The 25,996-nt window shown below is 45.5% G+C and carries 26 protein-coding genes, 1 pseudogene and 1 riboswitch; all 27 genes and pseudogenes read left to right on the forward strand.

Going from position 1 to position 25,996, the window contains the following annotated elements:
* Window positions 1–25: 25 nt before the first annotated feature.
* The 27 genes and pseudogenes from hag to AS034_RS17655 all read left to right on the forward strand — a co-directional run bounded on the left by hag (window position 26) and on the right by AS034_RS17655 (window position 25,915).
* Window positions 26–787, forward strand: a complete 762-nt coding sequence (gene hag / locus AS034_RS17520) for a flagellin Hag (protein WP_058299560.1) — start codon at window positions 26–28, stop codon at window positions 785–787.
* A 343-nt stretch (window positions 788–1,130) separates the two neighbouring features.
* Window positions 1,131–1,244, forward strand: a pseudogene (locus AS034_RS17525) (flagellin); the annotation flags it as partial.
* 510 nt (window positions 1,245–1,754) lie between these two features.
* Entirely contained in the window at window positions 1,755–2,111 is a 357-nt protein-coding gene (gene flaG / locus AS034_RS17530; RefSeq protein ID WP_058299561.1) for a flagellar protein FlaG, read from the forward strand.
* A gap of 15 nt (window positions 2,112–2,126) precedes the next feature.
* Window positions 2,127–3,659, forward strand: a complete 1,533-nt coding sequence (locus AS034_RS17535; RefSeq protein WP_058299562.1) for a flagellar hook-associated protein 2 — start codon at window positions 2,127–2,129, stop codon at window positions 3,657–3,659.
* A 34-nt stretch (window positions 3,660–3,693) separates the two neighbouring features.
* Complete coding sequence (gene fliS / locus AS034_RS17540; protein ID WP_058299563.1) at window positions 3,694–4,098, forward strand: flagellar export chaperone FliS; 405 nt, start codon at window positions 3,694–3,696, stop codon at window positions 4,096–4,098.
* On the forward strand, window positions 4,098–4,445 hold the full coding sequence (gene fliT, locus AS034_RS17545) for a flagellar protein FliT (protein ID WP_058299564.1): 348 nt from the start codon (window positions 4,098–4,100) through the stop codon (window positions 4,443–4,445). The genes fliS and fliT overlap by 1 nt, the downstream gene beginning before the upstream one ends.
* A 10-nt stretch (window positions 4,446–4,455) precedes the next feature.
* Window positions 4,456–4,851 carry a DUF8042 domain-containing protein gene (locus AS034_RS17550; protein ID WP_058299565.1) on the forward strand — a complete coding sequence of 132 codons (396 nt, stop codon included), beginning with the start codon at window positions 4,456–4,458 and terminating at the stop codon, window positions 4,849–4,851.
* Between the two features lie 329 nt (window positions 4,852–5,180).
* Entirely contained in the window at window positions 5,181–5,759 is a 579-nt protein-coding gene (hpf, locus tag AS034_RS17555; protein ID WP_058299566.1) for a ribosome hibernation-promoting factor, HPF/YfiA family, read from the forward strand.
* Between the two features lie 120 nt (window positions 5,760–5,879).
* On the forward strand, window positions 5,880–7,010 hold the full coding sequence (locus AS034_RS17560) for an aminopeptidase (protein WP_058299567.1): 1,131 nt from the start codon (window positions 5,880–5,882) through the stop codon (window positions 7,008–7,010).
* 29 nt (window positions 7,011–7,039) lie between these two features.
* Window positions 7,040–7,876, forward strand: coding sequence for a DUF1028 domain-containing protein (locus AS034_RS17565; protein ID WP_058299568.1), 837 nt, complete (start codon window positions 7,040–7,042; stop codon window positions 7,874–7,876).
* Between the two features lie 130 nt (window positions 7,877–8,006).
* Complete coding sequence (locus AS034_RS17570) at window positions 8,007–8,375, forward strand: hypothetical protein (RefSeq protein WP_058299569.1); 369 nt, start codon at window positions 8,007–8,009, stop codon at window positions 8,373–8,375.
* A gap of 358 nt (window positions 8,376–8,733) precedes the next feature.
* Window positions 8,734–9,843 (forward strand): YecA family protein, encoded by a 1,110-nt coding sequence (locus AS034_RS17575; protein ID WP_058299570.1) that lies wholly within the window; start codon window positions 8,734–8,736, stop codon window positions 9,841–9,843.
* 612 nt (window positions 9,844–10,455) lie between these two features.
* Window positions 10,456–12,966 (forward strand): preprotein translocase subunit SecA, encoded by a 2,511-nt coding sequence (secA, locus tag AS034_RS17580; RefSeq protein ID WP_058299571.1) that lies wholly within the window; start codon window positions 10,456–10,458, stop codon window positions 12,964–12,966.
* A gap of 495 nt (window positions 12,967–13,461) precedes the next feature.
* A protein-coding gene (gene prfB / locus AS034_RS17590; RefSeq protein WP_141687760.1) for a peptide chain release factor 2 occupies window positions 13,462–14,563 on the forward strand; the annotation gives its coding sequence in 2 pieces (ribosomal slippage) (window positions 13,462–13,533 and window positions 13,535–14,563; 1,101 coding nt in all).
* 563 nt (window positions 14,564–15,126) lie between these two features.
* Window positions 15,127–15,999, forward strand: a complete 873-nt coding sequence (locus tag AS034_RS17595) for a YitT family protein (protein WP_058299574.1) — start codon at window positions 15,127–15,129, stop codon at window positions 15,997–15,999.
* Between the two features lie 80 nt (window positions 16,000–16,079).
* Window positions 16,080–16,397, forward strand: a complete 318-nt coding sequence (gene cccB, locus AS034_RS17600; RefSeq protein WP_032086717.1) for a cytochrome c551 — start codon at window positions 16,080–16,082, stop codon at window positions 16,395–16,397.
* Window positions 16,398–16,877: 480 nt separating this feature from the next.
* On the forward strand, window positions 16,878–17,564 hold the full coding sequence (gene ftsE / locus AS034_RS17605) for a cell division ATP-binding protein FtsE (protein ID WP_032086716.1): 687 nt from the start codon (window positions 16,878–16,880) through the stop codon (window positions 17,562–17,564).
* Window positions 17,554–18,438 (forward strand): permease-like cell division protein FtsX, encoded by an 885-nt coding sequence (gene ftsX, locus AS034_RS17610; RefSeq protein ID WP_058299575.1) that lies wholly within the window; start codon window positions 17,554–17,556, stop codon window positions 18,436–18,438. The genes ftsE and ftsX overlap by 11 nt, the downstream gene beginning before the upstream one ends.
* A 37-nt stretch (window positions 18,439–18,475) precedes the next feature.
* Window positions 18,476–19,819, forward strand: a complete 1,344-nt coding sequence (locus AS034_RS17615) for a murein hydrolase activator EnvC family protein (protein ID WP_058299576.1) — start codon at window positions 18,476–18,478, stop codon at window positions 19,817–19,819.
* A 266-nt stretch (window positions 19,820–20,085) separates the two neighbouring features.
* Window positions 20,086–20,174: riboswitch (cyclic di-GMP riboswitch) on the forward strand.
* A gap of 133 nt (window positions 20,175–20,307) precedes the next feature.
* Window positions 20,308–20,580 carry a hypothetical protein gene (locus AS034_RS17620; protein ID WP_032086713.1) on the forward strand — a complete coding sequence of 91 codons (273 nt, stop codon included), beginning with the start codon at window positions 20,308–20,310 and terminating at the stop codon, window positions 20,578–20,580.
* A gap of 209 nt (window positions 20,581–20,789) precedes the next feature.
* Window positions 20,790–21,365: a class I SAM-dependent methyltransferase gene (locus AS034_RS17625; RefSeq protein ID WP_058299577.1), complete on the forward strand. Its 576-nt coding sequence runs from the start codon at window positions 20,790–20,792 to the stop codon at window positions 21,363–21,365.
* Window positions 21,366–21,718: 353 nt separating this feature from the next.
* Window positions 21,719–22,432, forward strand: a complete 714-nt coding sequence (locus tag AS034_RS17630) for a cytochrome c biogenesis CcdA family protein (protein ID WP_058299578.1) — start codon at window positions 21,719–21,721, stop codon at window positions 22,430–22,432.
* A gap of 12 nt (window positions 22,433–22,444) precedes the next feature.
* Window positions 22,445–23,131, forward strand: a complete 687-nt coding sequence (locus tag AS034_RS17635) for a response regulator transcription factor (RefSeq protein WP_058299579.1) — start codon at window positions 22,445–22,447, stop codon at window positions 23,129–23,131.
* Window positions 23,124–24,212: a HAMP domain-containing sensor histidine kinase gene (locus AS034_RS17640; RefSeq protein WP_058299580.1), complete on the forward strand. Its 1,089-nt coding sequence runs from the start codon at window positions 23,124–23,126 to the stop codon at window positions 24,210–24,212. Before AS034_RS17635 ends, AS034_RS17640 begins: the two co-directional genes overlap by 8 nt.
* Window positions 24,193–24,807, forward strand: coding sequence for a hypothetical protein (locus tag AS034_RS17645; RefSeq protein WP_058299581.1), 615 nt, complete (start codon window positions 24,193–24,195; stop codon window positions 24,805–24,807). The genes AS034_RS17640 and AS034_RS17645 overlap by 20 nt, the downstream gene beginning before the upstream one ends.
* Window positions 24,800–25,387, forward strand: coding sequence for a redoxin domain-containing protein (locus AS034_RS17650; RefSeq protein WP_058299582.1), 588 nt, complete (start codon window positions 24,800–24,802; stop codon window positions 25,385–25,387). The genes AS034_RS17645 and AS034_RS17650 overlap by 8 nt, the downstream gene beginning before the upstream one ends.
* Before the next feature lie 147 nt (window positions 25,388–25,534).
* Window positions 25,535–25,915 carry a DUF302 domain-containing protein gene (locus AS034_RS17655; protein ID WP_032086689.1) on the forward strand — a complete coding sequence of 127 codons (381 nt, stop codon included), beginning with the start codon at window positions 25,535–25,537 and terminating at the stop codon, window positions 25,913–25,915.
* The last annotated feature ends 81 nt before the right edge of the window (window positions 25,916–25,996 follow it).

Raw genomic sequence — 25,996 nt, forward strand, 5'->3', positions numbered from 1 at the left:
TTACTTTCAAGGAGGAAATTTTGTAATGAGAATTAATCATAATATTGCTGCTTTGAATACTTATCGTCAGCTTAATAGTGCAAATGTAGCACAAGGAAAATCAATGGAGAAATTGTCTTCTGGTCTTCGTATTAACCGTGCTGGAGATGATGCAGCTGGTCTTGCGATCTCCGAGAAAATGCGTGGTCAAATTCGTGGATTAGATCAAGCATCTCGTAACTCTCAAGATGCAATTTCTTTAATTCAAACTGGTGAAGGTGCATTAAATGAAACACATGATATTCTCCAACGAATGAGAGAACTAGTAGTTCAAGCAGGAAACACAGGAACTAATGAAACAGAGGATTTACAAGCAGTTCAGGATGAAATTACTGAGTTGATTAATGAAGTAGACGGAATAGGCGATCGTACACAATTTAATGGAAAGACATTGCTTGATGGTAGTTGGGATGGAACAGCTGGAGATGGTACTGATGATTTAGTGTTTCAAATTGGAGCTAATCAAACCCAACAACTGACATTAAATCTTAACAGTATGAAGGCTGCAGATTTAGGTACAACTACAACAATTGCTAACATTGATGTAACGGACTTTGCCACTACTTCTTTTGATAATCAGCTAGCGGGTATTGATGAGGCAATTAATTCTGTTTCAGCAGAACGTTCTAAAATGGGCGCATATCAAAATCGATTAGAGCATACTATTAATAACCTAGGTACTTCGTCTGAAAACCTAACTGCTGCAGAATCACGTATTCGTGACGTAGATTATGCTTTAGCTGCTTAGCAGCGACAAGCACAGTCGTCCTGACTGGGAACGGTCAGAGATCATAATTGGGTGAATTGCTGGAAACCCCTAAGAGCTTTTCTTGCCACAACGTAGTTGGAAACGACAAGCGTGATGGTTAGATAAAAGAAAAGATTGGGCAATCAGCAGCCAAGCTCCTGTGAGGAAACTCTGGAGAAGGTTCAACGACTAGGATAGACCATCTAAGGCGAAAGCTATGGTGATGAAATCCGTAGGTGAAACAATGGTCATCAGCATTGTGAATCCGAAGTGCCCAACCCCTACTGGAATGCCAGAGGGTGAAGATATAGTCTGGTCATTTATGAAAGTAAATGTTCGCACGATGGCGAAAGAAATGATGAACCAAACAAAGAATTCTATTCTTGCACAAGCATCTCAAGCAATGTTGGCTCAATCCAATCAAATGCCTCAAGGAGTTTTACAACTTCTGAGATAATTGATTAGAGGGCGTCCAGTTTTGGTAACGAGCTGGAGTATAACTGGGTGAATTGCTGGAACTTCCTAAAGCTTCATCAACCACAACGTAACTGGAAACGGTAAGCGTGTTGGTTTGAAAATGATGAGGATGATACAATGGATAATCAGCAGCCAAGCTCCTGTGAGGAAACTCTGGAGAAGGTTCAACGACTAGAATGTACTGTCTAAGGCAATCGTTATGACAATGAGATTCGTAGGGTGATGGAAATCATTCGAAGTGCCCAGCCCCTTACATATAAGGGTGAAGATATAGTCTATTCTATGATCGAAAGACATAGTCGCAAAGCAAGCGAACCAACAACCACAAGGAGTTTTACAACTTCTTCGTTAATTTTAAGTTGTTATTTGAAAGAACCCCAAACCTTAATGTTCGGGGTTCTTTTTTGCCTGCATATGTAATGTTAATTAGCTCTAAACTTTCCCCCAACTCTTCCGATATAACCCATATAACCCCAAGGAGGATCAAACAATGATTGAAAAAGTGACAGGCACCATCCAACCCACACAATCATTTACCAAACTTGAAAACAATCAAAACGAAGCAGTGACATACATACAAGGACAGGAACGACTCCAAGAAGAAACCAACAACCAGCCTGTAACGCGAGAAAAAGTGGAGGATGTCATTCAGGGGATGAATGAGTTTTTGCATGCTTCCAATACCCATCTCAAATTTGAATTTCATGATAAATTGAAGGAATACTATGTAACGATCGTTGATGAGCAGACGAAGGAAATCGTCCGGGAGATCCCGGCAAAGAAAATGCTAGATATGTATGCGGCGATGACTGAGTTTGTTGGACTGATCGTTGATAAAAAGATATAAGGAAGGTGATTCTTAATGGCAGATATGAGAATCGGCGGGCTTGCGAGCGGAATGGACACCGATCAGATGATAAAGGATTTAATGAAGGCGGAACGTATCCCACTTGATAAATTGCAGCAAAAAAAGCAGTATCTTGAATGGCAGCGTGATGATTACCGGGATATGAACAAGATGATGTTTGATTTTAGTAATCTTATATTTGACGGAGTCATGAAGAAGTCTACTTATATACAGAAGTCAGTCACTATTTCAGACCCAAATGAGGTTTCGGTGAAGAATATAAATGCTACCGGCGATTTTTCCGGAACAATCAAAGTGGAATCATTGGCTACCGCAGCCACGATGTACAGTTCAGCCGCTATCACTCAATCGGACGGAGGGGCTTTTGACCCTAAGAAGAAGTTGAGTGAGTCATTCGGTTTGACAGGCGAACAAACGATCAGAGTCAAAGCCATCCAGAAAGACGGCACGATGGCAGCTGATTTTACTGAAATCAAGTTTGATCCTGCGGAAGAGAGCATGGACAGCCTTGTGACAAAAATAAATAATCAAACCGGTGTCACGATGTTCTATGACTCACAGACTAAACAAATGTCAGTGATGAGTAAGAATACCGGAAGCAACGGGGCAGGAGCCGAGATTGAATTGCAGGGCTCATTGTTCAGTACTCATCTGAAGCTGGATGCAGACAATGACACTGCTGAAGCTGCCGGCAGGGGTTCAGCTGGTGAGAACGCAGTATTTGCCTATAATGGGATGAAGACGGAACGGGCTTCCAATACATTCACCATAAATGGTTTTGAGTTGACGTTGAAAAATGCGTCAAACACGAATGTATCATTCAGTTCACAACCCGACACCGACAAAATCCTAGAAAAAATCGTCAAATTCGTAGACGAATACAACAAGCTGATTGAAAAGGTAAACGGCGAACTCAACGAAAAGAATTACCGTGACTTCAAGCCTCTGACCGCCGAACAAAAAGAAGCAATGGAAGAAAAAGAGATTGAGTTGTGGGAAGAAAAGGCACGGAGCGGAACCCTTCGCAACGATTCGGTTCTTTCTTCTGCGATGAACAAAATGCGGATGAATATTTACACGCCAGTTTCGGGCGGTACGTCAGGGACCGACCAGCTGTCTCAGATCGGTATCAAGACTTCCAGCAACTATTTGGAACGCGGAAAATTGATCATCGATGAAGCCAAGCTGCGGGAGGTCATTTCAAAAGACCCCAATGCCATTTATGAGATTTTCGCAAAAGACGGTGCAACAACGGGTGAACAGGGAATCGCACGCCGCTTGCGGGAGACATTGAAGGATACGATAGACAGTGTAGAGAAAAAAGCAGGTAAAGCCTCCAGTACGAATAATACCTTCGCTTTGGGACGTTTGTTAAACAATACAGACAATCAAATCGACCGCTTCGAAGACCGCATGATCCAAGTGGAAGACCGCTACTGGCGTCAATTCACCGCGATGGAGAAAGCGATCCAGCGGGCGAATCAGCAGTCCATGTACCTGATGCAGCAATTCGGCGGAGGTATGTAATATTTTTAAACAGTAGCAAAAAAGGAGTGTCAATATGGCCATCAACAACCCGTATGCAGCCTATCAGAATAACTCGGTCTCTACGGCGTCACCGGGTGAGCTCACGCTTATGCTTTATAACGGAAGCCTGAAGTTCATTCATATAGCAAAGAAAGCCATTGAAGAGAAAAACATTGAATTGAAGAACACCAACATCCAAAAAGCACAGGCCATCGTCAGCGAGCTGATGGTCACGCTTAATACGAATCTTGAAATATCACAGAATCTCATGTCACTTTACGACTATATCAATCGCCGCTTAACGGATGCGAATGTGAAAAACGATTGTGCTATTTTAGAAGAGGTCGAGGGTTTGATTACTGAATTCCGCGATACTTGGAAGCAGGTCATCCAGCTTAACCGGCAGAAACAGCATGCAGGGCAAGGCGGGCAGGCATAATGAGCTCGGTTCTGCTCTGCCACTCGATTACCAAGCAGCTAAAAGAAGCCGTTGAAGGACTGGCAGATGCTGATCGTGAATCAATCATCGAAACAATTGAGAAGCTGCTGGCGGAAAGACAAACTCTTCTGGGCAGCATAAAGCCTCCATTTTCAGTAGATGAGCAGCTGCTCGGCAAGGAAATGATGGAATGGAATCAGGAAATCGACCGGAAGTTGATTCTCCTGCGTACAGAAATCAAGCGCGACATGAACGGTTTAAACAAGAAAAAATCTTCTGCCCAGAGATACACGAATCCTTACCAATCCCTGCAGCATGACGGAATGTTCTACGATAAAAAGAAATAGGTGATTCTCTTTGACCAGCACAGTAATACTGGATGAGAAGCAGTTTGAGTTATTGCAGCGATATGTTGGTATGCTTGAGACAATCGAGGAAGCTTTGACGTATGTAACGGATAGTTTTAAAGAGATTGAAAAAACAGAAGGTGACCGCGTCCTGGCTGATGTATTCGAGTCATTTGGGCAAGTATCCGAGAGTAATGAGCTTATTAAAGCGTTATTTGAGAAAAGCCCTGAAGTTGTAAGTGTGCTGAGCCGGTTCAAGCAGGTCATCGATCAGACAATGAAACTGGACGGTCACTTGGGAGAGAGCAATATAAAAGAAGAAATCGTGAAGGGCAAACTTTCGCCTGCATTTTCTGCGTGGAAGCTGGAGATTGATCGAGTCCTGAAACCACTATTGAATAATTAAGTACGGTCCCGAAATTAATCGGGGCTTTTCTTTTTTTTAGTCACAAACCTGTCTCAAAACATCCACCAATCTTTCAAAAATATCCCGATTACCATCCGGATTCAGTGAGATAATAATAGTAGAAAGAGTGATTGTTCACTAACCAGCTCCACACCCTTTCACTCTTCCCATTCTTCAATCCCTTATGTACCAACACTTTCGACATATTTCAAAGTCCTGCAACAAAATTCCTTTTGAAATGACAAAAAATTTTGAAAGTTTAAGCAGGAATATTTGAGGGAATGAAGAATATATACAACATAGCTTTATTTTTAAAAGGAGGAGTTTACATGTTGAATTACAACATTCGAGGCGAGAACATTGAGGTAACTCCAGCGATTCGCGAACACGTGGAGAAGAAGATTGGCAAGTTAGATCGTTACTTTAATGAAACTCCTGATGCAAATGTACATGTTAATCTGAAAGTGTACCCTGATAAAAATACTAAAGTTGAAGTGACTATTCCAATGCCGCACCTGGTCCTTCGCGCGGAGGAACGCAACACGGACATGTATGCGGCCATTGATTTAATAGTGGATAAATTAGAACGCCAGATCCGCAAGCATAAAACAAGGGTGAACCGCAAAATGCGTGAAAAAGGCAGCCCGAAGGAGTTCTTTGCAGCTCAGGAGGACCTGAACCATGTTTCTCCAAATGGAGCCGCTTCCATTCAAGTTGAGGACGAGACTGATTCAGAAGTAGTGCGTACAAAGCAGTTCAACCTGAAGCCGATGGACAGTGAAGAAGCCATCCTGCAGATGGACCTGCTCGGTCACAGTTTCTTCGTTTTCACGGATGCCGAAACAAACGCGACTAACATTGTGTACAAGCGTCGCGACGGTAAATATGGATTAATTGAAACGAACTGATTATACAATCGAAAATCCTGCAGTCACTTTTGACTGCAGGATTTTTTGCAGGCTCGATAGAGGGTTTTTCCAATTTTTGTCGAAAATTAGACAGTAGACAAAAATAGAGGGGGAACCAAAGTGAGAGATCCACGATTAGGGAAATTGGCTGAAGTCTTGCTGACGCATTCATTGAAAATGAAAGAAGGAGAAAAGCTGCTGATTACAGGTGAATATACTACGAAGCCGCTCGTGAAGGAACTGCTTCGTAAAGCATATGATTTGGGCGTCATCCCGTATTTTGAATTCGGAGATCAGGAATTGACTCGCATCATGGCGACAAATGCGAAAGAGGAACAGATGATCCTGATGAACAAATGGAATATGGACAAGTATCAGGATCTCGATGCATTCATCAGCATATCGAGCGACCCGAACGATGCCGAGATGAGTGAGGTCCCGGGCGAGCAGTGGCAGCTCCTCATGCCTCTCGTAAAAGAATCAAATGATTACCTTGTCCAGAAAAAGAAATGGGTTCTATTAAACTATCCGAATCCGGCACTTGCCCAGAAAGCAAAGATGAGCTATGAAACGTTTTTCGACTATCTTCTTGAAGTATGCACCGTCGACTACAAACAGATGGAAGAGGCCCAAAAGCCGCTCAAGGATTTGATGGACCGCACGGATAAAGTGAGGATCACCGGAGAGGGGACGGACCTTACTTTTTCCATAAAAGATATCCCGTCGGTCATGTGCTTCGGGGAAAGGAACATCCCGGACGGGGAAGTGTATACGGCTCCGGTCAAGGATAGCGTGAATGGTACGATCACTTACAACACGCCAACGCTGTACCGCGGTTTTTCGTTTGACAATATATCACTGACATTTCAAAGCGGGCAGATCGTGAAAGCGACAGCTGATAAAACAAAAGAACTCAATGAAATTCTGGACACCGATGAGGGAGCCCGGTTTATCGGGGAGTTCGCAATCGGTGTGAACCCGAAGATCAAGGAGCCGATGCTGGATATCCTTTTTGATGAAAAAATCGAAGGGAGCTTCCACTTCACCCCGGGACAGGCTTATGAGGGAGCGGATAACGGGAACCGTTCCAGCGTGCACTGGGATATGGTATGCATCCAGCGTCCCGAGTACGGCGGAGGCGAAATTTACTTTGATGACGTGTTGATTCGGAAGGATGGACTGTTTGTTATAGAAGAATTGAAAGGGTTGAATCCGGACGACCTTACTGCAGGAGCAACCGTGGAAGTTTAAGAGAGTCAGAATAAAAGGAGGACGTCAACATGACATATTCCATCGTCGGATATGATCCTGAAGAGAAAGAATGGGGAATTGCCGTTCAGTCCAAGTTTCTTGGTGTCGGCTCGGTCGTCCCGTTTGCCAAAGCAGGCGTCGGGGCGGTGGCAACCCAGTCCTATGCCAACACGGCATATGGCCCCCATGCGCTGCAGCTGATGGAAGAAGGGAAGACGGCAGAAGAAGCACTGGACATCATCAGGAAAGATGATCCAGAGCGTCATCTCAGACAGGTAGGGTTGATCGATGCCTGGGGTCATTCGGCGACTTTCACAGGAGAAGGTTGTTATGACTGGGCAGGCGGAATGACGGGTAAGTATTTTACGGCGCAGGGAAATATTTTAGTAGATGAAAATACGGTCAAAGCGATGGCGGAAACCTTTGAATCCACGGAAGGCAGCCTGGCTGAAAGGCTGCTTCACGCACTCGATGCCGGACAGGATGCAGGCGGGGACTCCCGCGGCATGCAGTCTGCTGCTCTTTTAGTCGTAAAGGAAAAAGGCGGATACGGCGGATTCAACGACCGTTACATTGATCTGCGGGTTGATGATCATTCATCTCCTATTAAAGAGTTGAAGAGAATCTATCTGATGCATCAACTCTATTTTAAAGAATCAGATCCCGGGAGAGTGGTCCTCCTGGAAGGCGAAGTTCGGGATGCCCTTGAAAAAGAACTGAAACGCCATGGCTATGCTGATGGGAGCAACTCCCTGCACCAGGCATTGAAGGACTACCTGCACACCGAGAACTTCGAAATGCGCGAGCAGGAAGAGAATTATATTGATTTGGATGTATTGGATTATATGAAGAAACAGGGTAGATAAGTTAGATAAAAAGTTATTCTTTAGGTTATTGGTTAACCTAAAGAATAGCTTTTTTTATTTTTAGTATGAAACTCATCATTCATTAATACTATTAACTTAAGAGATAAAATTAAATAAGGTAGGTGTTCCCATGAAAAATCTGTTTTCTAAAGTTGTTGTCATAACCGTCATCCTTACTTTTGTCATTGGAGGAGCAGCAGGGGCACTTGTTTATCATGTGAATGATGCGGCAGAGGTGTTAAAAAAAGATTATGAGTCCAAGGTATCTGCTTATTTTTCTGAAAGAGATGGAAAAATAAAAAACGATGTAGAGGGACTTACACAAAGTGAAATCCAGAGACTTAAAGATGAAACGAATCAATACCTCACTAGTAAACTCAATGAGGATTACCAAGGTGAATTGAACCAGAAATCAAATGAAATCACCCAGGTGACCGATCAGAAAATCGAAGAAATAAAGCAGTACATCGACGGGCTGATAAAAAGTAAGAACCAATAGGATAATGATGTTGGAGCCGTTTTTAAGGGGTGTGCCCTTAGAAACGGCTCTTTTCTATGGGTGAAAATAGATATCAGTCATCTCCAGCTTTTGATTGTAGTGCAAGACGAATACTCCTGCGGGAAACGCGAGACTAGTGAGACCGGGAGCGCGGCGACGAGGAGCTCACCGTCCGCCCGCGGAAAGCGAAGTCCTGCATGGAGATCAAAAGCGGATTAGAAGGGGATTAACAGTACTAATCCGCGTTTCAGCACCACTGGTTGTATTTACATCCTTCAAAACAGTTTAACCAAACCCAAAAGTGTTATATAATGAACATTTGTGAACGGGACTCAACAATTCGGAGGTAAGAACAAGCATGAGTACAGTCGGAAGAAATGAACCGTGTCCTTGCGGGAGCGGTAAGAAATATAAGAAATGCTGTGAAAAAGAAAATGTCGTGAATATAGATTCAATGGTGAACCAGGAGCTTGACGTGCTGCAGGCGCAGCTCTATGATTTCATCGCCACTGCGCAGGATCCCAAGATGGAGGAAGCGTACCATGAATATCTGAAGAAGATGGACCTGATGAAGGCCGATCCGGATATTTATGAAATGGCGTTCGTCAGCTGGTACGGATCTACTCAAAAAGATGAAGAAGGAGTTCGTCTGATCGACCGCTTTATCGATAAGTCGGATGGTACGGTGACCCGCCCGCAAACGGCTGCCGTCCTTGAATCCTGGAGAAATCTGCGTGTGACTGCTGGTACGGTTGAAAAAGTCGATGACAGCACGCTTCATGTTGAAGAAGTCATCACGGGTGAAAAATTGGTCGTAAAAGAGAGATTTGGCAATCTGGAAGAAAACAGTTTCTTCCTTGCACTTCTTTTACCGAACGGAGACAAGTATCTCCCATTTGCCCAGTATTTCATCTACCCATCGATTGAAAAAGCAGCAACGGAACTAGTGAAGATCCGCTTTGAACAGGGGGAATTCGAGAATCTGCAGGATTACCTGGCAGATCAATATATGATACTTGCCGACGTCGGATTTGTTTTATACAGTGCGGAAAAGAAAAAATCCGGCAAGAAGGCTGCAGTTGATTCGGAAGGTACTGAAATCGAAGCACCGGCTGAAGCGGAAGCCCCTATCGAAGGCGTGGAAATCTGGATGACGCCTGAATATAACGAAGCGATCACTTCCCTGAAAACTTTCCTTACTGAAAAAGGGGAAGACAAAGCGGAAAGCGAATTGCTCGTTTCTGTTCTGGAGAAATACTTCTACACAGAACGCCCGACGATCCGCAACCCGAAAATCTATTCAGGCGCCCTCGTCGACATGGCCAAGAACATCGACGAAATCAGCATCCGCCACGTCCAAAAGGAACTCGCCGAATACTTTGACGTATCCGCCAACAGCATCTCCAGACGAAGCAAACAGATCTGGGAAAGCTATCAGGATACAGTTTATGAACTGTTAAAGAAATAAAATAGTCCATAAGAGACTGCATTAAGTTTAATTAAAACCCGAACTAACAGGAATCACTGAATTCCTATTAGTTCGGGTTATTTAGTTTTAGGTAATCCCAGCGGTTGATTGGAGTGCAAGGCGAATACTCCTGCGGGAAAAGTGACTAATGTGAGACTTGTCTAGTTGCGGGGCTTAGAGGCACATGTCATAAGCCAAACCGACCAAGAAAGCAAAGAACGCCTTCGTGGCCGATTCGTCTTATGCCACACGCCTCTGAGCAAAGCCCCTCCACTTTTCCTTCCCACAAGAGCGCATGCGATGAGGAGGCTCATGGGTCACCCGCGGAAAGCGAAGTCTTGCACGGAAATCAACCGCGGCATTAGAAGCCTAAACAAAAATTCACGACTAAAACGCCCCCATCCCCCTTAAGTTGTAACAGGGTAACGTTAATGGTAGAATTAACAGGAATGAATTGTTTTTGAAGCAGGATTTACAGGGCTTTTAGCGAATGTGTAGTAGAGATGTTTTAAGACTGGGAAATTTATCTTTTCTCATGGAATTCTCATTTACTTTCGCTATAGTGATGAGTGTAATTAGGCTCTACTTATACAGGATAAAGGAGCGTTATACATGCTTGGGATTTTAAACAAAGTGTTTGATGCGAATAAAAGAGAGATCAAAAGGCTTGAAAAGATAGCCGATCAAATAGAAGAACTGGCTCCGGAAATGGAACGCCTCTCGGATGATCAGATCCGAGAGAGAACGGAACGCTTTAAGGAACGTTTTCAAAAAGGCGAGGACCTTGACGGTATGCTTGTCGAAGCATTCGCGGTCGTACGCGAAGCTGCACGCCGTGTCCTCGGTCTTTATCCATACCGCGTCCAGCTGATGGGTGGGGCATCCCTACACGGCGGTAACATTTCCGAGATGAAAACCGGTGAAGGTAAAACCCTTACGGCAACGATGCCTGTTTACCTGAACGCGATCACTGGAAAAGGCGTTCATGTTGTAACGGTCAACGAATACCTTGCCAGCCGTGACGCCGAGGAAATGGGCCAGCTTTACAACTTCCTTGGACTGACTGTCGGGTTGAACCTCAACTCCATGTCAAAAGAAGAGAAGCGTGAAGCATACAAAGCGGATATCACATATGGAACGAACAACGAGTTCGGTTTCGACTATCTTCGTGACAATATGGTCCTTTACAAAGACCAGATGGTTCAGCGCCCGCTGCACTTCGCCGTAATCGATGAAGTTGATTCGATTTTAATTGACGAAGCACGTACACCACTGATCATTTCCGGTAACGCACAGCGCACGCCTCAGCTTTATATCCAGGCGAATGCGGTTGTGCGCACACTGAAAAAAGACGAAGACTTCACCTATGATGAGAAAACCAAAGGTGTTCAACTGACTGAAGATGGTATTACAAAAGTGGAGAAAGCCTTCCACATCGATAACCTTTTCGATATTTCACACGTCACCCTTAACCACCACATCAACCAGGCGCTGAAGGCACACGTCAGCATGCACCGCGATGTTGATTATGTGGTTCAGGAAGGCGAAATTGTCATTGTTGATTCCTTCACGGGACGTCTGATGAAAGGACGCCGTTACAGTGATGGTCTTCACCAGTCCATCGAGGCAAAAGAAGGACTCGAGATTCAGAACGAAAGCATGACGATGGCAACGATCACGTTCCAGAACTACTTCCGTATGTACGAAAAGCTCTCCGGTATGACCGGTACGGCGAAGACGGAAGAAGAGGAATTCCGCAACATCTATAACATGAACGTCATCGTGATTCCAACGAATAAACCGATCGTCCGTGATGACCGTGCCGATCTGATCTACGCTTCCATGGAAGGTAAATTCATGGCGGTCGTAGAGGATATCAAGGAACGCTATGAAAAGGGACAGCCTGTTCTTGTCGGTACAGTGGCCGTCGAAACGTCAGAGCTGATTTCCAAACTTTTAACAAAAAAAGGCGTACGTCATAACGTATTGAATGCGAAGAATCACGGCCGCGAAGCCGAAATTATTTTAGAGGCAGGCCAAAGAGGCGCGGTTACGATCGCGACGAACATGGCCGGCCGTGGTACGGATATCAAGCTTGGCGAAGGCGTGATCGATCTTGGCGGTCTTGCCGTCATCGGTACAGAGCGTCACGAATCCCGCCGTATCGATAACCAGCTCCGCGGGCGTTCAGGACGTCAAGGGGATCCTGGTGTGACTCAATTCTACCTCTCAATGGAAGATGAATTGATGCGCCGCTTCGGTTCCGACAATATGAAGACAATGATGACCCGCCTCGGCATGGATGATTCCCAGCCAATCCAGAGTAAGATGGTCAGCCGTGCCGTTGAATCCGCCCAGAAACGAGTGGAAGGAAACAACTTCGATGCACGTAAGCAGCTCCTTCAATATGATGATGTCCTTCGTCAGCAGCGCGAAATCATCTACAAGCAGCGTTACGATGTCATCGAATCAGAGGACCTGCGCGAAATTGTTGAAGGTATGATCAAATCCGTCATCGAGCGCCAGGTTGCCGCCCATACGGCCAACGAAGAAATCGACAGCTGGAACCTGCAGGGTATCATTGATTACGTCAATGCGAATCTTCTTCCTGAAGGGGACGTCACAGTTGACGACCTCCGCGGGAAAGAAGCAGACGAAATCATGGATCTCATCTGGGAAGACGTGAAAGTCCGCTACGATGAAAAACAAGAAGAAATGGGCGCAGAACAAATGCGTGAATTCGAAAAAGTCATCCTTCTCCGCGCGGTCGATACGAAATGGATCGATCACATCGATGCGATGGATCAGCTCCGTCAGGGTATCCACCTGCGGGCATACGGTCAAAATGATCCGCTTCGCGAATACCAGCATGAAGGGTTCGCCATGTTTGAAAGCATGGTATTGGCCATCGAAGAAGATGCTGCCAAATATGTCATGAAAGCCGAAATCAGAAACAACCTTCAGCGCCAGGAAGTAGCCAAAGGCCAAGCCGTCAACCCGAAAGAAGAAGGCGGCAAAGCCAAGAAGAAACCTGTGCGCAAAGAAGAAGAAGTCGGCCGCAACGAACCATGCCCATGCGGCAGCGGCAAAAAATACAAACACTGCCACGGCAGAATGGGATAAATGCTAGACCGGAGAGGATACCTGGTACTTACTTAGGAGTGCCAGGTACTTTTCCGTTTTAATGCGGGGACTCGTTTTTGCAGGGTTTTGGTGCCGGGCACAGATCGACTGAATTGTGCCAGGAACAACCGGCCCTTTTTGTGCCAGACACAGTGACTGGCAGAATTTTGAGCCTGGCTCAATTTCGATGTTTTGAGCCAGGTTCGGAATCGGAATGCCTGTCCCCGTTACATTAAATCGAGGCTTACCTGGTACCCTCTCATAAAAATAATGCAGTGTGATTTTATAATGCAGCACAAACCAGCTGGTGATTGGAGTGCAAGACGAAGACTCCTGCGGGAAAAGCGAAGCTGGGGAGACCCCGCAGGAGCGCAGCTCCGAGGAGGCTCCCCGCTCGCCCGCGGAAAGCGAAGTCTTGCACGGAAATCACCAGCGGCATTTAATACAGTAAGATAAGATAAATAAATATCAAAATAACCACAGAGGTGACCAATCATGGAACTAGCAGAAATCAGATCAGAGTTAGAAAAAACAGCTAAGACATTAGCGGACTTCAGGGGGTCTCTTTGACTTAGAAAACAAAGAGGCACGAATCCAGGAACTTGATGAAATTATGGTAGAACCCGATTTCTGGGATGACCAGCAAAAAGCGCAGGGACTCATTAATGAAGGAAACGGACTTAAAGCCCTCGTGAATGATTACAAAGCAATGCTCGAAACGCAGGAAAACCTTGAACTCACGCTTGAACTTATAAAAGAAGAGCCGGATGAGGATCTTCAGCAGGACCTAGAAGAAGAACTCGGCGACCTCATGAAGCGCCTGAGCGACTATGAACTTCAGCTTCTTCTCAGCGAAGAATACGATAAAAACAACGCCATCCTTGAGCTTCACCCGGGGGCCGGCGGAACCGAGTCACAGGACTGGGGCTCCATGCTGCTTCGTATGTATACACGCTGGGCTGAAAAAAGAGGATTCAAAGTCGAGACTCTTGATTACCTTCCAGGCGATGAAGCAGGTATCAAGAGTGTCACTCTCGGAATCAAAGGCCATAACGCATATGGCTATCTGAAAGCGGAAAAAGGTGTACACCGTCTTGTGCGTATTTCTCCCTTCGATTCTTCCGGACGCCGTCACACATCCTTCGTTTCATGCGAAGTGATGCCGGAGTTTAATGAAGAAATCGAAATCGATATTCGCACAGAAGATCTTAAAATCGACACGTATCGTGCGAGCGGTGCCGGCGGTCAGCATATCAATACGACCGACTCGGCTGTCCGTATCACCCACTTGCCGACCAATGTCGTAGTGACATGTCAGTCAGAACGTTCGCAGATCAAGAACCGTGAATCTGCCATGAAGATGCTGAAAGCAAAGCTATATCAGAAGCGAATCGAAGAGCAGGAACAGGAACTGGCTGAAATCCGCGGCGAGCAAAAAGAAATTGGCTGGGGAAGCCAGATCCGTTCTTACGTGTTCCACCCGTATTCCATGGTCAAGGACCACAGAACCAACACAGAATCCGGAAACGTACAAGGCGTGATGGACGGCGATCTAGATCCGTTTATCAATGCGTATCTGCGTTCGAAAATTCAGTAATATACAAAGCTGAACCATCCTGTCAGGGAGGTTCAGCTTTTTTGTTTTAAAATTTGGGAAGCGGTTGTGCCTGGAACAAATCACATACTCTGTGTCTGGCACCGAAACCGTAAATCGAGCCAGGCTCAATCCACCCAATCTGAGCCTGGCTCAAACGCACCGAATTGACCCTGGCTCAAATCCACCATTTTGAGCCAGGCACCACCACGGAAGGGAGCGGCACCACACCCTGGCCACCCCCCGCCAAAGCACCCCAATCCAACCCTACTACCAACCAAACACCACCCCATCCCACTAATGCTTCACCACGTCACCTCAATGTCATTTACACGTTTCGACACCCATGCTATACTCTCAAAGGTTGTGACAGAGCAAGCCTCGAGCCCAATGTCAACGCGACATGGCAGCAACTCACAATTAAAAATCAACTAATAAATGATAAAGAGTAATAAGCAATTCCCCATTCAATGGAAGGTCAGCAAACGACGGCTACCAGTGATAAGGGATGATTTACCCTGCTTGTACTCATACTATCAATACATATACAGAAGGAGTCGTACGGAATGGGTTTGAAGCAAAAACGTCGAGAGCAGTCATTTAATCCGAGGAAAGAGAAGTTTTTGGAGTATTTGTTTGTTGTAGCAGGGTCAGCGATTGTGGCCATTGCATTCAATGTGTTCCTGCTTCCGAATGAGGTGGCATCGGGAGGAGTCAGCGGGATTTCTACTATATTAAAGGGGCTGTTTGATTGGAAGCCTGCATTCGTGCAGTGGGCATTCAATATTCCGCTTTTCATTGCGGGGCTCATCTTCCTGGGGCTTCAATTTGGAGTGAAAACAGCAATCGGTACTGTGTTTTTACCGTTAGTCGTTTACCTCACAGAAGACTGGCAGCCGTGGACAGAGGATCCGCTGCTTGGTGCGTTGTTCGGTGGAATCGGAGTGGGACTTGGGCTTGGAATCGTGTTCCGTGGTAAAGCTTCGACCGGGGGGACCGACCTTGCCGCCCAGATCGTAAATAAATTCACAGGTCTTTCACTCGGAACCTGTGTGGCGATGATTGATGGGATGATCGTATTATCTGCGGCAATCGTGTTTGATATCGAAAGAGGACTGTATGCGCTGATCGGCCTTTATGTGACGAGTAAAACGATCGACCTCGTACAGGTCGGGGTGAGCCGTTCCAAGATGGCACTTATCATCACGAACCGCCAGGAAGAAGTTCGTGAAGGAATCTTGAATAAAATCGACCGCGGTGTGACAAAACTATCAGCATACGGCGGATATACGGATGATGAACGTCCGATTCTGATGGTCGTGGTCGATCAGACAGAATTCACAAAACTGAAACAACTGGTTAAAAGCATTGATGCCTCTGCATTTGTGGTCACTATGGACGCTTCAGAGGTATTGGGCGAAGGTTTCAAACGGGTTTAAGCTTGGTATAATTATCTATAGGAGAGAGAATTCACCACGGTCTATTCTTACTCTGAAATTTTTTCCTAGGAGGAGAAAACATGAAGAAAAAGCTTTTAGGCATTCTTTTAGGAACTTCATTGGTGCTTGCAGCTTGCGGCGGCAATGACGGCGGCGACAGCAAGGAAACGAGCTCCGGCGGTGTCGATGCTGAAAAAATCGTGAACAACAAATGTACCAGCTGCCACGGCGGTAATCTGGAAGGCGGTATGGGGCCGGCTCTTAAAGACGTTGGTTCCCGATTGGATAAAGATCAAATCCTCGAAATCCTTAAAAACGGTAAAGGTCAAATGCCCGCAGGTCTTGTAGAAGGTGAAGAGGCGGACGCAGTAGCTGAATGGCTGGCAAATAAAAAGTAAGCATGGAAAAGGGGGAATCCTGTATAGGATTCTTCTTTTTTTATGGATAAAGCACTTATTCACAACTATTTGCATTTTCTTTTTTAAAACTATGTGACAAAATTTGATATTATCCTTTTCCTCTTAATTCTCTCCCTGACTCCCTCTATCAATGAGATTGGAAGCAATCCCCATCTATCTTTTTTACTTGTTGTTAGTACCTGTTACTAGGAATAAAATACTATATAAATATCGAGTTTTAGGTATAATCGGCAATAAAAAAGGTAAATATTTCTCAAAAAGTGTAGTTTTGAAATGAAACTGTAATAATATTTTTCCTTAACATCGTAAGAAGTGATGTTATAATATTTTCGTGAGCGAAATTCGAGCAATTTCACCATTTTATGTCTAATTTGGTAAAGACGATGAATTTCATATCACACACATAGATACTACACAGCCAAGAGGGGAACTACATACTACAAATTAGGTGATTTAATAATGATAGAAATGAAAGACGTCTATAAGCAGTATAATAACGGTGTTATGGCTGCGAATGGGTTTAACGTCCACATAAAGCAAGGCGAGTTTGTTTATGTCGTGGGTCCGAGTGGCGCAGGAAAGACAACGTTCATCAAGATGATGTACCGGGAAGTGAAACCTTCTAAAGGTGATATCATCGTAAATGGAATAAATTTGGCGAAAATAAGGAACGGCAAAGTACCTCAACTTCGACGAAATATAGGGGTGGTCTTCCAGGATTTCAAACTGCTTCCTACATTGACGATCTATGAAAATATTGCATTTGCACTCGAGGTAATTGAAGAGCAGCCGAAACAGATCAAGAAGCGTGTAATGGATGTACTTGAGCTGGTAGGCCTTAAACATAAAGCAAGGATGCTTCCGAATGAGCTTTCAGGTGGAGAGCAGCAGAGGGTCTCGATTGCGAGGTCGATTGTCAATACACCGAAGCTGGTGATTGCGGACGAGCCTACAGGGAATCTCGATCCTGAAACCTCTTGGGACATCATGAATATCCTTGAGGAAATTGCAAACCGCGGTACTACCGTGATCATGGCTACACATAACCGTGAAATCGTAAATACAATCAAGCATCGGGTAATCGCCATCGAGAATGGCCGGATTGTCCGTGATGAACAGCGAGGTGATTACGGTTATGAAGGCTAGAACGTTTGCCCGTCACTTCAGGGAAAGTTTTAAGAGCATCGGCCGAAACGGCTGGATGACCTTCGCATCCGTCAGTGCAGTAACCGTCACATTATTACTTGTTGGTGTTTTTATCGTCTTGATGCTAAACATGAACAAGGTGGCAACCGATATAGAGAAAGATGTCGAAATTCGCGTACTTCTCGAAATTGGGACGAAGAAAGAAGAAGTTAAAGTCATAGAAGACAAGATTGATAAAATAAGTGGAGTCGAAACCGTCGAATATTCCTCCAAAGAGGAAGAACTTCAGAATCTGGTAAAAGATCTCGGTGACGATTTCAGATTATTCGAGCAAGATAACCCGCTTTATGATGTATTCATCGTTAAAGCGAAAGATCCCCGTGATACAGGCAAGATTGCCGCTGAAATAGGCAAGTATGAAAATGTCAACGAAGCATTATACGGGGAAGCGAAAATCGAAAAGTTATTCAATATCCTTGAAATGAGCAGAAACGTCGGATTGGTGCTGATCATCGGTCTATTGTTCACAGCGATGTTCCTCATCTCAAATACGATAAAAATAACGATCGTCGCTAGAAGAAGAGAAATCGAGATAATGAAACTCGTGGGTGCAACCAACTGGTTCGTCCGCTGGCCGTTCGTCCTTGAAGGATTATGGCTTGGTGTTTTAGGTTCTATTATCCCGATTGCTCTTGTTACAACTGGTTATTACTACGCTTACAATTTTATTGAGCCAAAACTTCAAAATAACTTTATTCAGATATTGGACTTTACCCCGTTCATCTATCAGGTAAACGGATTGATCCTCTTAATGGGATGCCTGATCGGCGCCTGGGGAAGCTTCATGTCTGTACGTAAATTCTTAAAAGTCTAAATTAACAGGTTGATAGAAGCTGAAAGGAGCGAGCCGCTTGAACAAGAAGCATTTTGTATCATTAGCAATTGCAGCAGCATTAACAATCGGCAGTTTCCCGGCAATGGGAACAACGGCCAACGCTACATCCGTAGAGGATCTGAAGAAGAAACAAGGAGAGGTTTCTTCTCAAAAAGATAAAATCAACGGTGAAATTAATAAAAAGAAATCAGAAATCAACGCAAACATCAGCAAGCAGCAGGAAATCAAAGCGAAAATCGCTGAGTTCGATGCGAAGATAAGAGATACAGAAAATAAAATCGCTGAAAAAGCGAAAGAGATCGATGAAACAAATGCAGAAATCGATCAGTTAAAAGAAGAAATCAAAGAGCTCGAAGAAAAAATCAAAGAGCGTAACGAACTTTTAAAAGAACGTGCACGTGCGATTCAGGAAAAAGGCGGCTCTGCAAACTATCTTGACGTCCTTCTCGGCGCTGAAAGCTTCGGTGACTTCATCAACCGAGTCACTGCAGTAAACACGATTGTGAGTGCAGATAAAAAAATCATGGACGAGCAAAAGAGAGACCAGGAAGAATTAGAGAAGAAGAAATCACAAGTTGAAACGAAATTAGCAGAATTAGAAAGCGATAAAGCAAGCCTTGAAACATTGAAGCAAGACCTTAACAGCGAAAAAGCCCAAAAAGCTGAATTGTTCAAGCAGCTTGAAAAGCAGCAGGCTTCACTTGAAAAAGAAAAAGTGAACTTGCAAAAAGAATCTAACGAATTAGCTAAAATGGAACAGCAAATCGGCGGAGAAATCCAAGCAGAACAGGCCCGTTTGGCTGAACTTGCCCGCCAGCGCGAGCTTGAGAAGAAGAGACAGGCAGAAGCTGCAGCTGCAGCGGCGGCCAAGAAAGCCCAGGCATCAGCAAGCAGCAGCGGCGGCGGCTCTTCCGCATCGGCTTCAGCACCAGCAAGCGTTCCTGTAAGTTCCGGAGCATGGACAAGACCAGCATCCGGTGCCATCACGACTGAATTTGGTTGGGATACTTTGAACGGGGAATCCCGCTACCACTACGGTACGGATATTGCAGCTCGCGGAACTGTTCCAGTTGTTGCAGCAGCAGATGGATATGTCATCAAGAGTCATTACAGCTCAAGTTACGGAAACGTTGTATACATCACGCACTCAATCAATGGACAAACCTTTACTACAGTGTATGCCCATATGTCTTCTGCCCTGGTAAGCTCAGGACAGCCTATCGATAAAGGTCAGCAAATCGGTTACATGGGTAATACAGGATATTCTTTCGGACAGCATCTTCACTTCGAACTTCACCAAGGTTCTTGGAATGCGGCGAAATCAAATGCTATAAACCCGCGTAGATATATCAATCTTTAATAGAATAGCAGCTTGAGAGAATCCTGCCATAGGTTTATGGCAGGATTTTTTTGGATAAAAACATACCAAAAGAAACCCTTATCCTTGAGGATATTCATAAAAGAATAATTCCTTCCCCTTACAAACCATACGCAATCATGTATAATGAAATTAATGTCGAAAAAAGAAAATTTTCACACAAAAAACACTTTTAAAACATGGGTAATGCTGGCACTATAGTATTATTATAAAAACTCAAATACACATCATTTGTACTACGTATCAACCTGCGATAAAGGCAAACTAATTCGAAAGATTAGGACGCAAAGCCACGGATCTAACGTTTTTTTGAAACTATGACCGCCGGGCTGCCGAAAAGGATTGGAAGATAAATGACGCTGTTTCATCATTTATTGCCTGCCATTCTTTTTGGCGGGCAATTTTTATTTTAGATTAGCCTACTGTCTCTGAAGCCTAAGGAAGTTCAGGTTTAGAAAGGAGAAGTGAAGATGGAACAAGGGAATATTTCTGACATAAGAAGACAGTTGCGCAGCTTTTGCCGGAGAAACCGTTCCACTTTGAAAAAGTTCAGCTCCTACACTGCAGAAGAAATCAGTGACATGGTATTAAGCAGGCTGGGTTATGAAGAGGTTAAGAGGATCGTGGACGACATCAAGGTGATCGACCGCCGCGGAGGCAACACAGGCTTTTACTTAATGATGATCCTGGAAGCACTGAAAGGATCCCAATCGGCCGATTCAAAAGATAGAGCCATTATATGATAAACTCCGGGTGTCCACTTTGACAGCCGGTTTTTTTGATTCCTGAGAGCAATTACTTGATTGCCTGAAAGATACATATCATACTCTAATACATAAAGGGGTATCGTAAGGCGATTTTCCTTTTAAAAGTCTATTTACCAGGAAAAACGAAGACAATAGAGAAATAAGCAGTCTATGGAAACGTATCTTATTAACAGGAGGGACCAATCATGGAAGGACACGGACATTTATTCGAACATCACAAAGCTTCAAAACTGCTCGATCCAAAGCGTCAGGAAATGGTGCCGGTGGAAAAAGTACTTCAGCTTCTTCAATTAAAAAAAGATGACCTCGTCGCAGACCTCGGCTGCGGAAACGGCTATTTGACACTGCCGATCGCGAAGGAAGTCGATACCAAAGTACATGCCGTCGACCTGCAGCAGGAAATGCTCGAATATCTCCAGCACCGTGCAGGGGAAGCTGGCGTAACGAACATCGAATATGAAAAATCTTCGCTAGAATACCTAAGCTTCAACAAGAAGACCTTGGATAAAATCGTATCTGGCTTTGTTTTACATGAAGTGCCCAATCTCACCAAAGTATTCCAAGACCTTAGCGACATGCTGAAAGACGAAGGACTCTGGCTGATCCTGGACTGGGAGGCAGTGGAGTCAGAAATGGGACCGCCGCTGGAAGAGCGGATTCCATCTGGTGAACTGACACAGCAGCTCGAGACAGCCGGATTCGAAACAGAAGTCGGGCATTTGCACCCTTCAGTGTATTATATTGTGGTGCGTAAGGGCTAAGGATGGAGGGTTGCTGGTGCCAGGAACAAATAGGCCGGATTGTGCCTGGCACAATAAGCCGGTTTTGTTCCAGGCACAAATCACCCAATCTGTGCCTGGCACCAATAATGCAGAATGTGTACCTGGTACAAACCGCTGGAATTGTACCAGGTACAAAATCGAGCCAGGCTCAATCCCCCGTAATTGAGCCTGGCTCAAAACACCGAATCTGAGCCAGGCACCACCCCCCACGCAACCACGACAACCAACACATCCCAACCCCCCCAATCCTAAACAACAAAAAAATCCCCACCCCTTAACAATCCCTTAACATTCCCCCGCCATACTATTGGTATAAAAGGAGTGAACAATGTATGGTAGAAGTATCAATTTGGTTTGCGCTCGCAGCAGGGGCGCTGTCGTTTTTCTCGCCTTGTGTGTTTCCGCTCTTGCCGGCTTATGTGAGTCATTTGACCGGCGGCCAGGCGGAGGGAGGAAGGATTCAGGTGGAGAGGAAAGTGGTGTTTATCCGGTCATTCGGTTTCATCGCCGGTTTTTCTTTCATCTTCATTCTGATGGGGGCTTCCGCAAGCCTGCTCGGAGGGTTATTTTCGGAATACAGATTATACATAGAACAGATCGCCGGGATCCTCATTATCGTCTTCGGCCTGCAGATGATGGGCTGGATTTCGTTTTCCTTCCTGATGAAGGGAGGGAAGCAGTTTGAGGTGAAGAAAAAAGGGACCGCCTTCGGTTCCGTTATGCTTGGAATGGCATTTGCGAGCGGATGGTCCCCGTGCGTTGGGATCACGTTATCATCAATCCTGCTGCTTGCCGGGGCCAGCTCGACCCTGACGCAGGGAATACTGCTCCTCATCGTGTATTCACTGGGACTCGCGCTTCCGTTCCTGATCATTTCACTGATGATTACGAAGACATTCACCGTGATGAAAAAGGTGAACAGGATCCTGCCGAAGCTTGCGAAGTTCAACGGGGCCCTGATGGTTGCGATGGGGCTGCTTGTTTTCAGCGGTAAGATGCAGCAGATTTCTGCTTATCTGTCTGTGTTCAGTTTGTTTTCAACATAGGAGGAAATTGTCGTGAACGTTCAGAATAAGAGCATCCTTGTCGTGGAGGATGATGCTAAGATCAGGAAACTGATCAGGATTTTTCTTGAAAAAGAAGGCTATGAAGTATTCGAGGCAGAGGACGGAGAAGAAGGGAAGCGTCTGTTTAAGGAGTGCGATCCCTGCTTTGCGATCCTCGACTTGATGCTGCCGAAGATCCAGGGTGAAGAGCTGTGCACCTGGATCCGCGAGGAGGAAAAAAGCGATATCGGCATCATCATGGTGACGGCGAAAACAAGTGAATTCGACCGGATAACGGGGTTGAAGACAGGGGCGGATGACTACGTCACAAAGCCCTTCAGTCCGAGCGAGCTTGTGACCCGGGTCGAAACGGTCCTCCGCAGAACATCCGACCGCTGTCAAAAGCTGAGCCGGAACGGTCTTGTACTCAAAGCCAAAAAAGGTGAAGTGTCATATAAGGGGAATCCCATAGATCTCACTGGTTTCGAATTCAGGATCCTGCACCTTCTCATGAAGCATCCGGGACAGATCATCTCACGTCAGCAAATCCTGGACAACCTGTATGAACTCCACGAAAAAGTGGTTTCGGAACGGACGATCGATGTTCACATCCGGCACCTCCGGCAAAAACTCCAGGCGTGTACGAGCATGAATTTTATTGAAACGGTAAGGGGAATGGGGTATAAATTCAATGGATAACCGCAGAAAACCGGGCAGTCTCCTGACCCAGCTCACGTTTCTGAACACGATCATCATTGGGGCCGTCATCCTGATTGCCGGATTCACCGTGAAAAATTATGCCTGCAATCTCGTGAATCAGCAGCAGATCACAGGCTCGAACCTTGAAAGTCTGCTGAATGACTATCTGATCAAAGTGAGTCTGCTCGCGTTCATCCTGGCCGGGGGATTTCATTTCTTTTTTATAAAATGGCTCACCAACCCATTGAAGAAGCTGACGGAAGCCACTCAAGTCCTGAAAAAGGGAGGGAATCCGGAGCGGTTGAAGCAGCCTCTTATCTATGAAGTGAAGGAGCTGAGTGAAGCGTTCAATGAGCTTTCGGAGACGACGGCACATGTGAAGGCGAGGCAAAACCGACTGCTCCGCGACCTGTCGCATGAGCTTAGGACGCCGCTCACCAATCTGACCGGCTACCTCGAAGGGCTTGAAAAAGGAATCATAGAAGGGGACAGGGAAATTTACCGCTCCCTCCAGGAAGAATCCGGTCGCATCGAGCGGCTCTTAGAACAGCTTGTACATATCAACCAGTGGACTGCCGATACCGATTACAATCAGGAAGTGCTTCATATTCATGAACTGTTAAAAAGAAGGCTCACGGCATTTCAACTGAAATTCATGCAAAAAGGGATCGAGGTAGAGACGGATCTCGTTCCTTGCTCCCTTCAAGGGGACAGCGACGGCCTTCAGCAGGTATTCAACAATCTGCTTCAGAATATCGCCGACTATGACGTCGGAAAGAAGCTGTCGGTAAAAGGATTTGTGCAAGGTCATGATTATGTCGTACAATTTTCTCATCAAGGAAAAGAGATTCCCGCAGAAGAAGAAGAACTTATTTTTGAACGGTTCTACCGGGTCGATCCATCCCGTTCGACCATGACCGGTGGAGCGGGACTTGGCCTGGCGATATCGAAGGAAATCGTGGAGTCGCACGGAGGATCCCTGACCCTTCAAAGTGACGGGGAGCACCACGTATTCGAAGTGCGCCTCGGAATCCCTCCACATGATAAAAAGGAGAATCATCATGAACCAACAATGGTATAACATCGGCGCATTCACGTTCCCCGGTTCATGGGCAGCGGTCATAGCCTCGTTCCTTCTGACCTTCCTGTTCCTCTTTTTCTGGAACAGAAAAGCGGGCGACTGGTATTCGAACGCCGTCTTTTATTTCATCCTGACCTGGAAACTGAGCATCATCATCGTAGACTTCCAAACGGTCATCAAGCACCCGCTCACGATCCTTTATTTTCATGGAGGAACATTCGGATATTGGCTAGGCATCGCCGTTGTTTTGATTTATACATTTGTTAAAAAAGAAAATCCTTATCATGCGGCCGCTGCCTGGATGTTGACCGTGCTTGTATATGAAGGCGTGTTCGACTTCCTGCATGGGTCTTATATGACAGGCGGTCTTCAGCTGGCGGTTAACCTGATTCTGTTTTTGTTTTTACTGAAAAAAATCGGCGGGGAGGATAAGCGGATTTGGTCGATTCAAATTCTGACCATTTTCACCCTGGCCCAGCTGTTATTGAACGCATTCGGCGGTTTTGAAATCGGTACGCACCTTTTGACCTACATCACGGTTTCCGCCGTTCTGCTTTTGCTACTTATAAAACAAGGAGGAAAATCCAGTGAATAAACGTAACTTTGCTTTGGCCATCGTGGCACTCCTGGTCGGGATTTTCCTGGTGAACCTATTTCAGGATCAACAGGAAAAGAAAGAAAAGGAAGAAGCAGCGCAGCTAGCCAAGGAATCGATGGACCTTTCCAATGCGGCCGCTGAAGAAGGACTTTCAAAAGGCGCAAGTGCCCCGGATTTCGAGCTTACGACGCTGAACGGCGAGAAAGTGAAGCTTTCCGATTACAAGGGCAAAAAAGTGATCCTCAACTTCTGGGCGACATGGTGCCCGCCGTGTAAGGCGGAAATGCCTCATATGCAGAAGTACTACGAAAAAAATGCTGAAAAGGAAAACGTCGAGATCCTCGCGGTGAACCTCACCAGCATGGATGACGGCAAGGACAAAGTCCAGGAATTCGCGGATGGCTATGAACTCACATTCCCGATCCCGCTTGATGTGGACGGGGCAATCGGCGAAGAATACCGGGCCTTCACCATCCCGACCACCTATATGGTCGACACCAAAGGGCTGATCCAGCACAAAATCGTCGGCCCGATGAACGAAGACATGATGGCTGAAATGGTCTCCGGAATGGACTGACGCATTAATCCACTGAGGGACGGGCCTTTAGCTCGCTAAAGGCCCGTCCCTGTGTTTAACTATATACGCCTTGAGGTATGTAACAAGTATGCAATCGATTATCTTGCAGAAACTATGTTTGGATAGAAATCGAAGGAGGAATCTTGAATGTTTCACTACACAAAAGAAGTATCAATGTCTGTGAAGGAAGCGTCTGAAAAGGTGGAGGCATCCCTGAAGGAAGAAAGCTTCGGCGTACTTTGGAATCTGGATCTTGCCGGCAAGCTTGAGGAAAAAGGCCTCGATTTTAACGAAGAAGTGGTCATCCTTGAAGTATGCAATCCGAAGGAAGCGAAGAAAGTACTGGAGCAGAGCATGCTCGTCAGCTATTTCCTGCCTTGCAAGATCAGCATCTATACCGAAAACGGCACGACCAAAGTCGGAATGGCGAAGCCGAGCAAGCTGATTGAACTGGTCGATAATGAAGAATTGAAAAATATTGCGCTGGATATTGAAGAGCGATTGATTGCTTGTATCGAAAAAGTATAAGAATGAGGAGCATCTGTTGCATCGGCGGCAGGTGTTTTTTATTTGTTAACATCTGAATTTCCATAAAAAATAATACGTCAC

This window comes from [Bacillus] enclensis (genome assembly GCF_001456935.1).
In the GTDB taxonomy this organism is placed as follows: Bacteria; Bacillota; Bacilli; order Bacillales; family Bacillaceae_B; genus Rossellomorea; species Rossellomorea enclensis.

Coding starts and splice junctions, on each gene's coding strand:
- flaG (WP_058299561.1), top strand. CDS start 1,755: ATGATTGAAAAAGTGACAGGCACCATCCAACCCACACAATCATTTACC.
- AS034_RS17535 (WP_058299562.1), top strand. CDS start 2,127: ATGGCAGATATGAGAATCGGCGGGCTTGCGAGCGGAATGGACACCGAT.
- AS034_RS17640 (WP_058299580.1), top strand. CDS start 23,124: ATGGATAACCGCAGAAAACCGGGCAGTCTCCTGACCCAGCTCACGTTT.
- AS034_RS17595 (WP_058299574.1), top strand. CDS start 15,127: ATGGGTTTGAAGCAAAAACGTCGAGAGCAGTCATTTAATCCGAGGAAA.
- cccB (WP_032086717.1), top strand. CDS start 16,080: ATGAAGAAAAAGCTTTTAGGCATTCTTTTAGGAACTTCATTGGTGCTT.
- secA (WP_058299571.1), top strand. CDS start 10,456: ATGCTTGGGATTTTAAACAAAGTGTTTGATGCGAATAAAAGAGAGATC.
- AS034_RS17570 (WP_058299569.1), top strand. CDS start 8,007: ATGAAAAATCTGTTTTCTAAAGTTGTTGTCATAACCGTCATCCTTACT.
- AS034_RS17620 (WP_032086713.1), top strand. CDS start 20,308: ATGGAACAAGGGAATATTTCTGACATAAGAAGACAGTTGCGCAGCTTT.
- hag (WP_058299560.1), top strand. CDS start 26: ATGAGAATTAATCATAATATTGCTGCTTTGAATACTTATCGTCAGCTT.
- fliT (WP_058299564.1), top strand. CDS start 4,098: ATGAGCTCGGTTCTGCTCTGCCACTCGATTACCAAGCAGCTAAAAGAA.
- ftsE (WP_032086716.1), top strand. CDS start 16,878: ATGATAGAAATGAAAGACGTCTATAAGCAGTATAATAACGGTGTTATG.
- fliS (WP_058299563.1), top strand. CDS start 3,694: ATGGCCATCAACAACCCGTATGCAGCCTATCAGAATAACTCGGTCTCT.
- AS034_RS17575 (WP_058299570.1), top strand. CDS start 8,734: ATGAGTACAGTCGGAAGAAATGAACCGTGTCCTTGCGGGAGCGGTAAG.
- AS034_RS17630 (WP_058299578.1), top strand. CDS start 21,719: ATGGTAGAAGTATCAATTTGGTTTGCGCTCGCAGCAGGGGCGCTGTCG.
- AS034_RS17645 (WP_058299581.1), top strand. CDS start 24,193: ATGAACCAACAATGGTATAACATCGGCGCATTCACGTTCCCCGGTTCA.
- AS034_RS17655 (WP_032086689.1), top strand. CDS start 25,535: ATGTTTCACTACACAAAAGAAGTATCAATGTCTGTGAAGGAAGCGTCT.
- ftsX (WP_058299575.1), top strand. CDS start 17,554: ATGAAGGCTAGAACGTTTGCCCGTCACTTCAGGGAAAGTTTTAAGAGC.
- AS034_RS17565 (WP_058299568.1), top strand. CDS start 7,040: ATGACATATTCCATCGTCGGATATGATCCTGAAGAGAAAGAATGGGGA.
- AS034_RS17625 (WP_058299577.1), top strand. CDS start 20,790: ATGGAAGGACACGGACATTTATTCGAACATCACAAAGCTTCAAAACTG.
- hpf (WP_058299566.1), top strand. CDS start 5,181: ATGTTGAATTACAACATTCGAGGCGAGAACATTGAGGTAACTCCAGCG.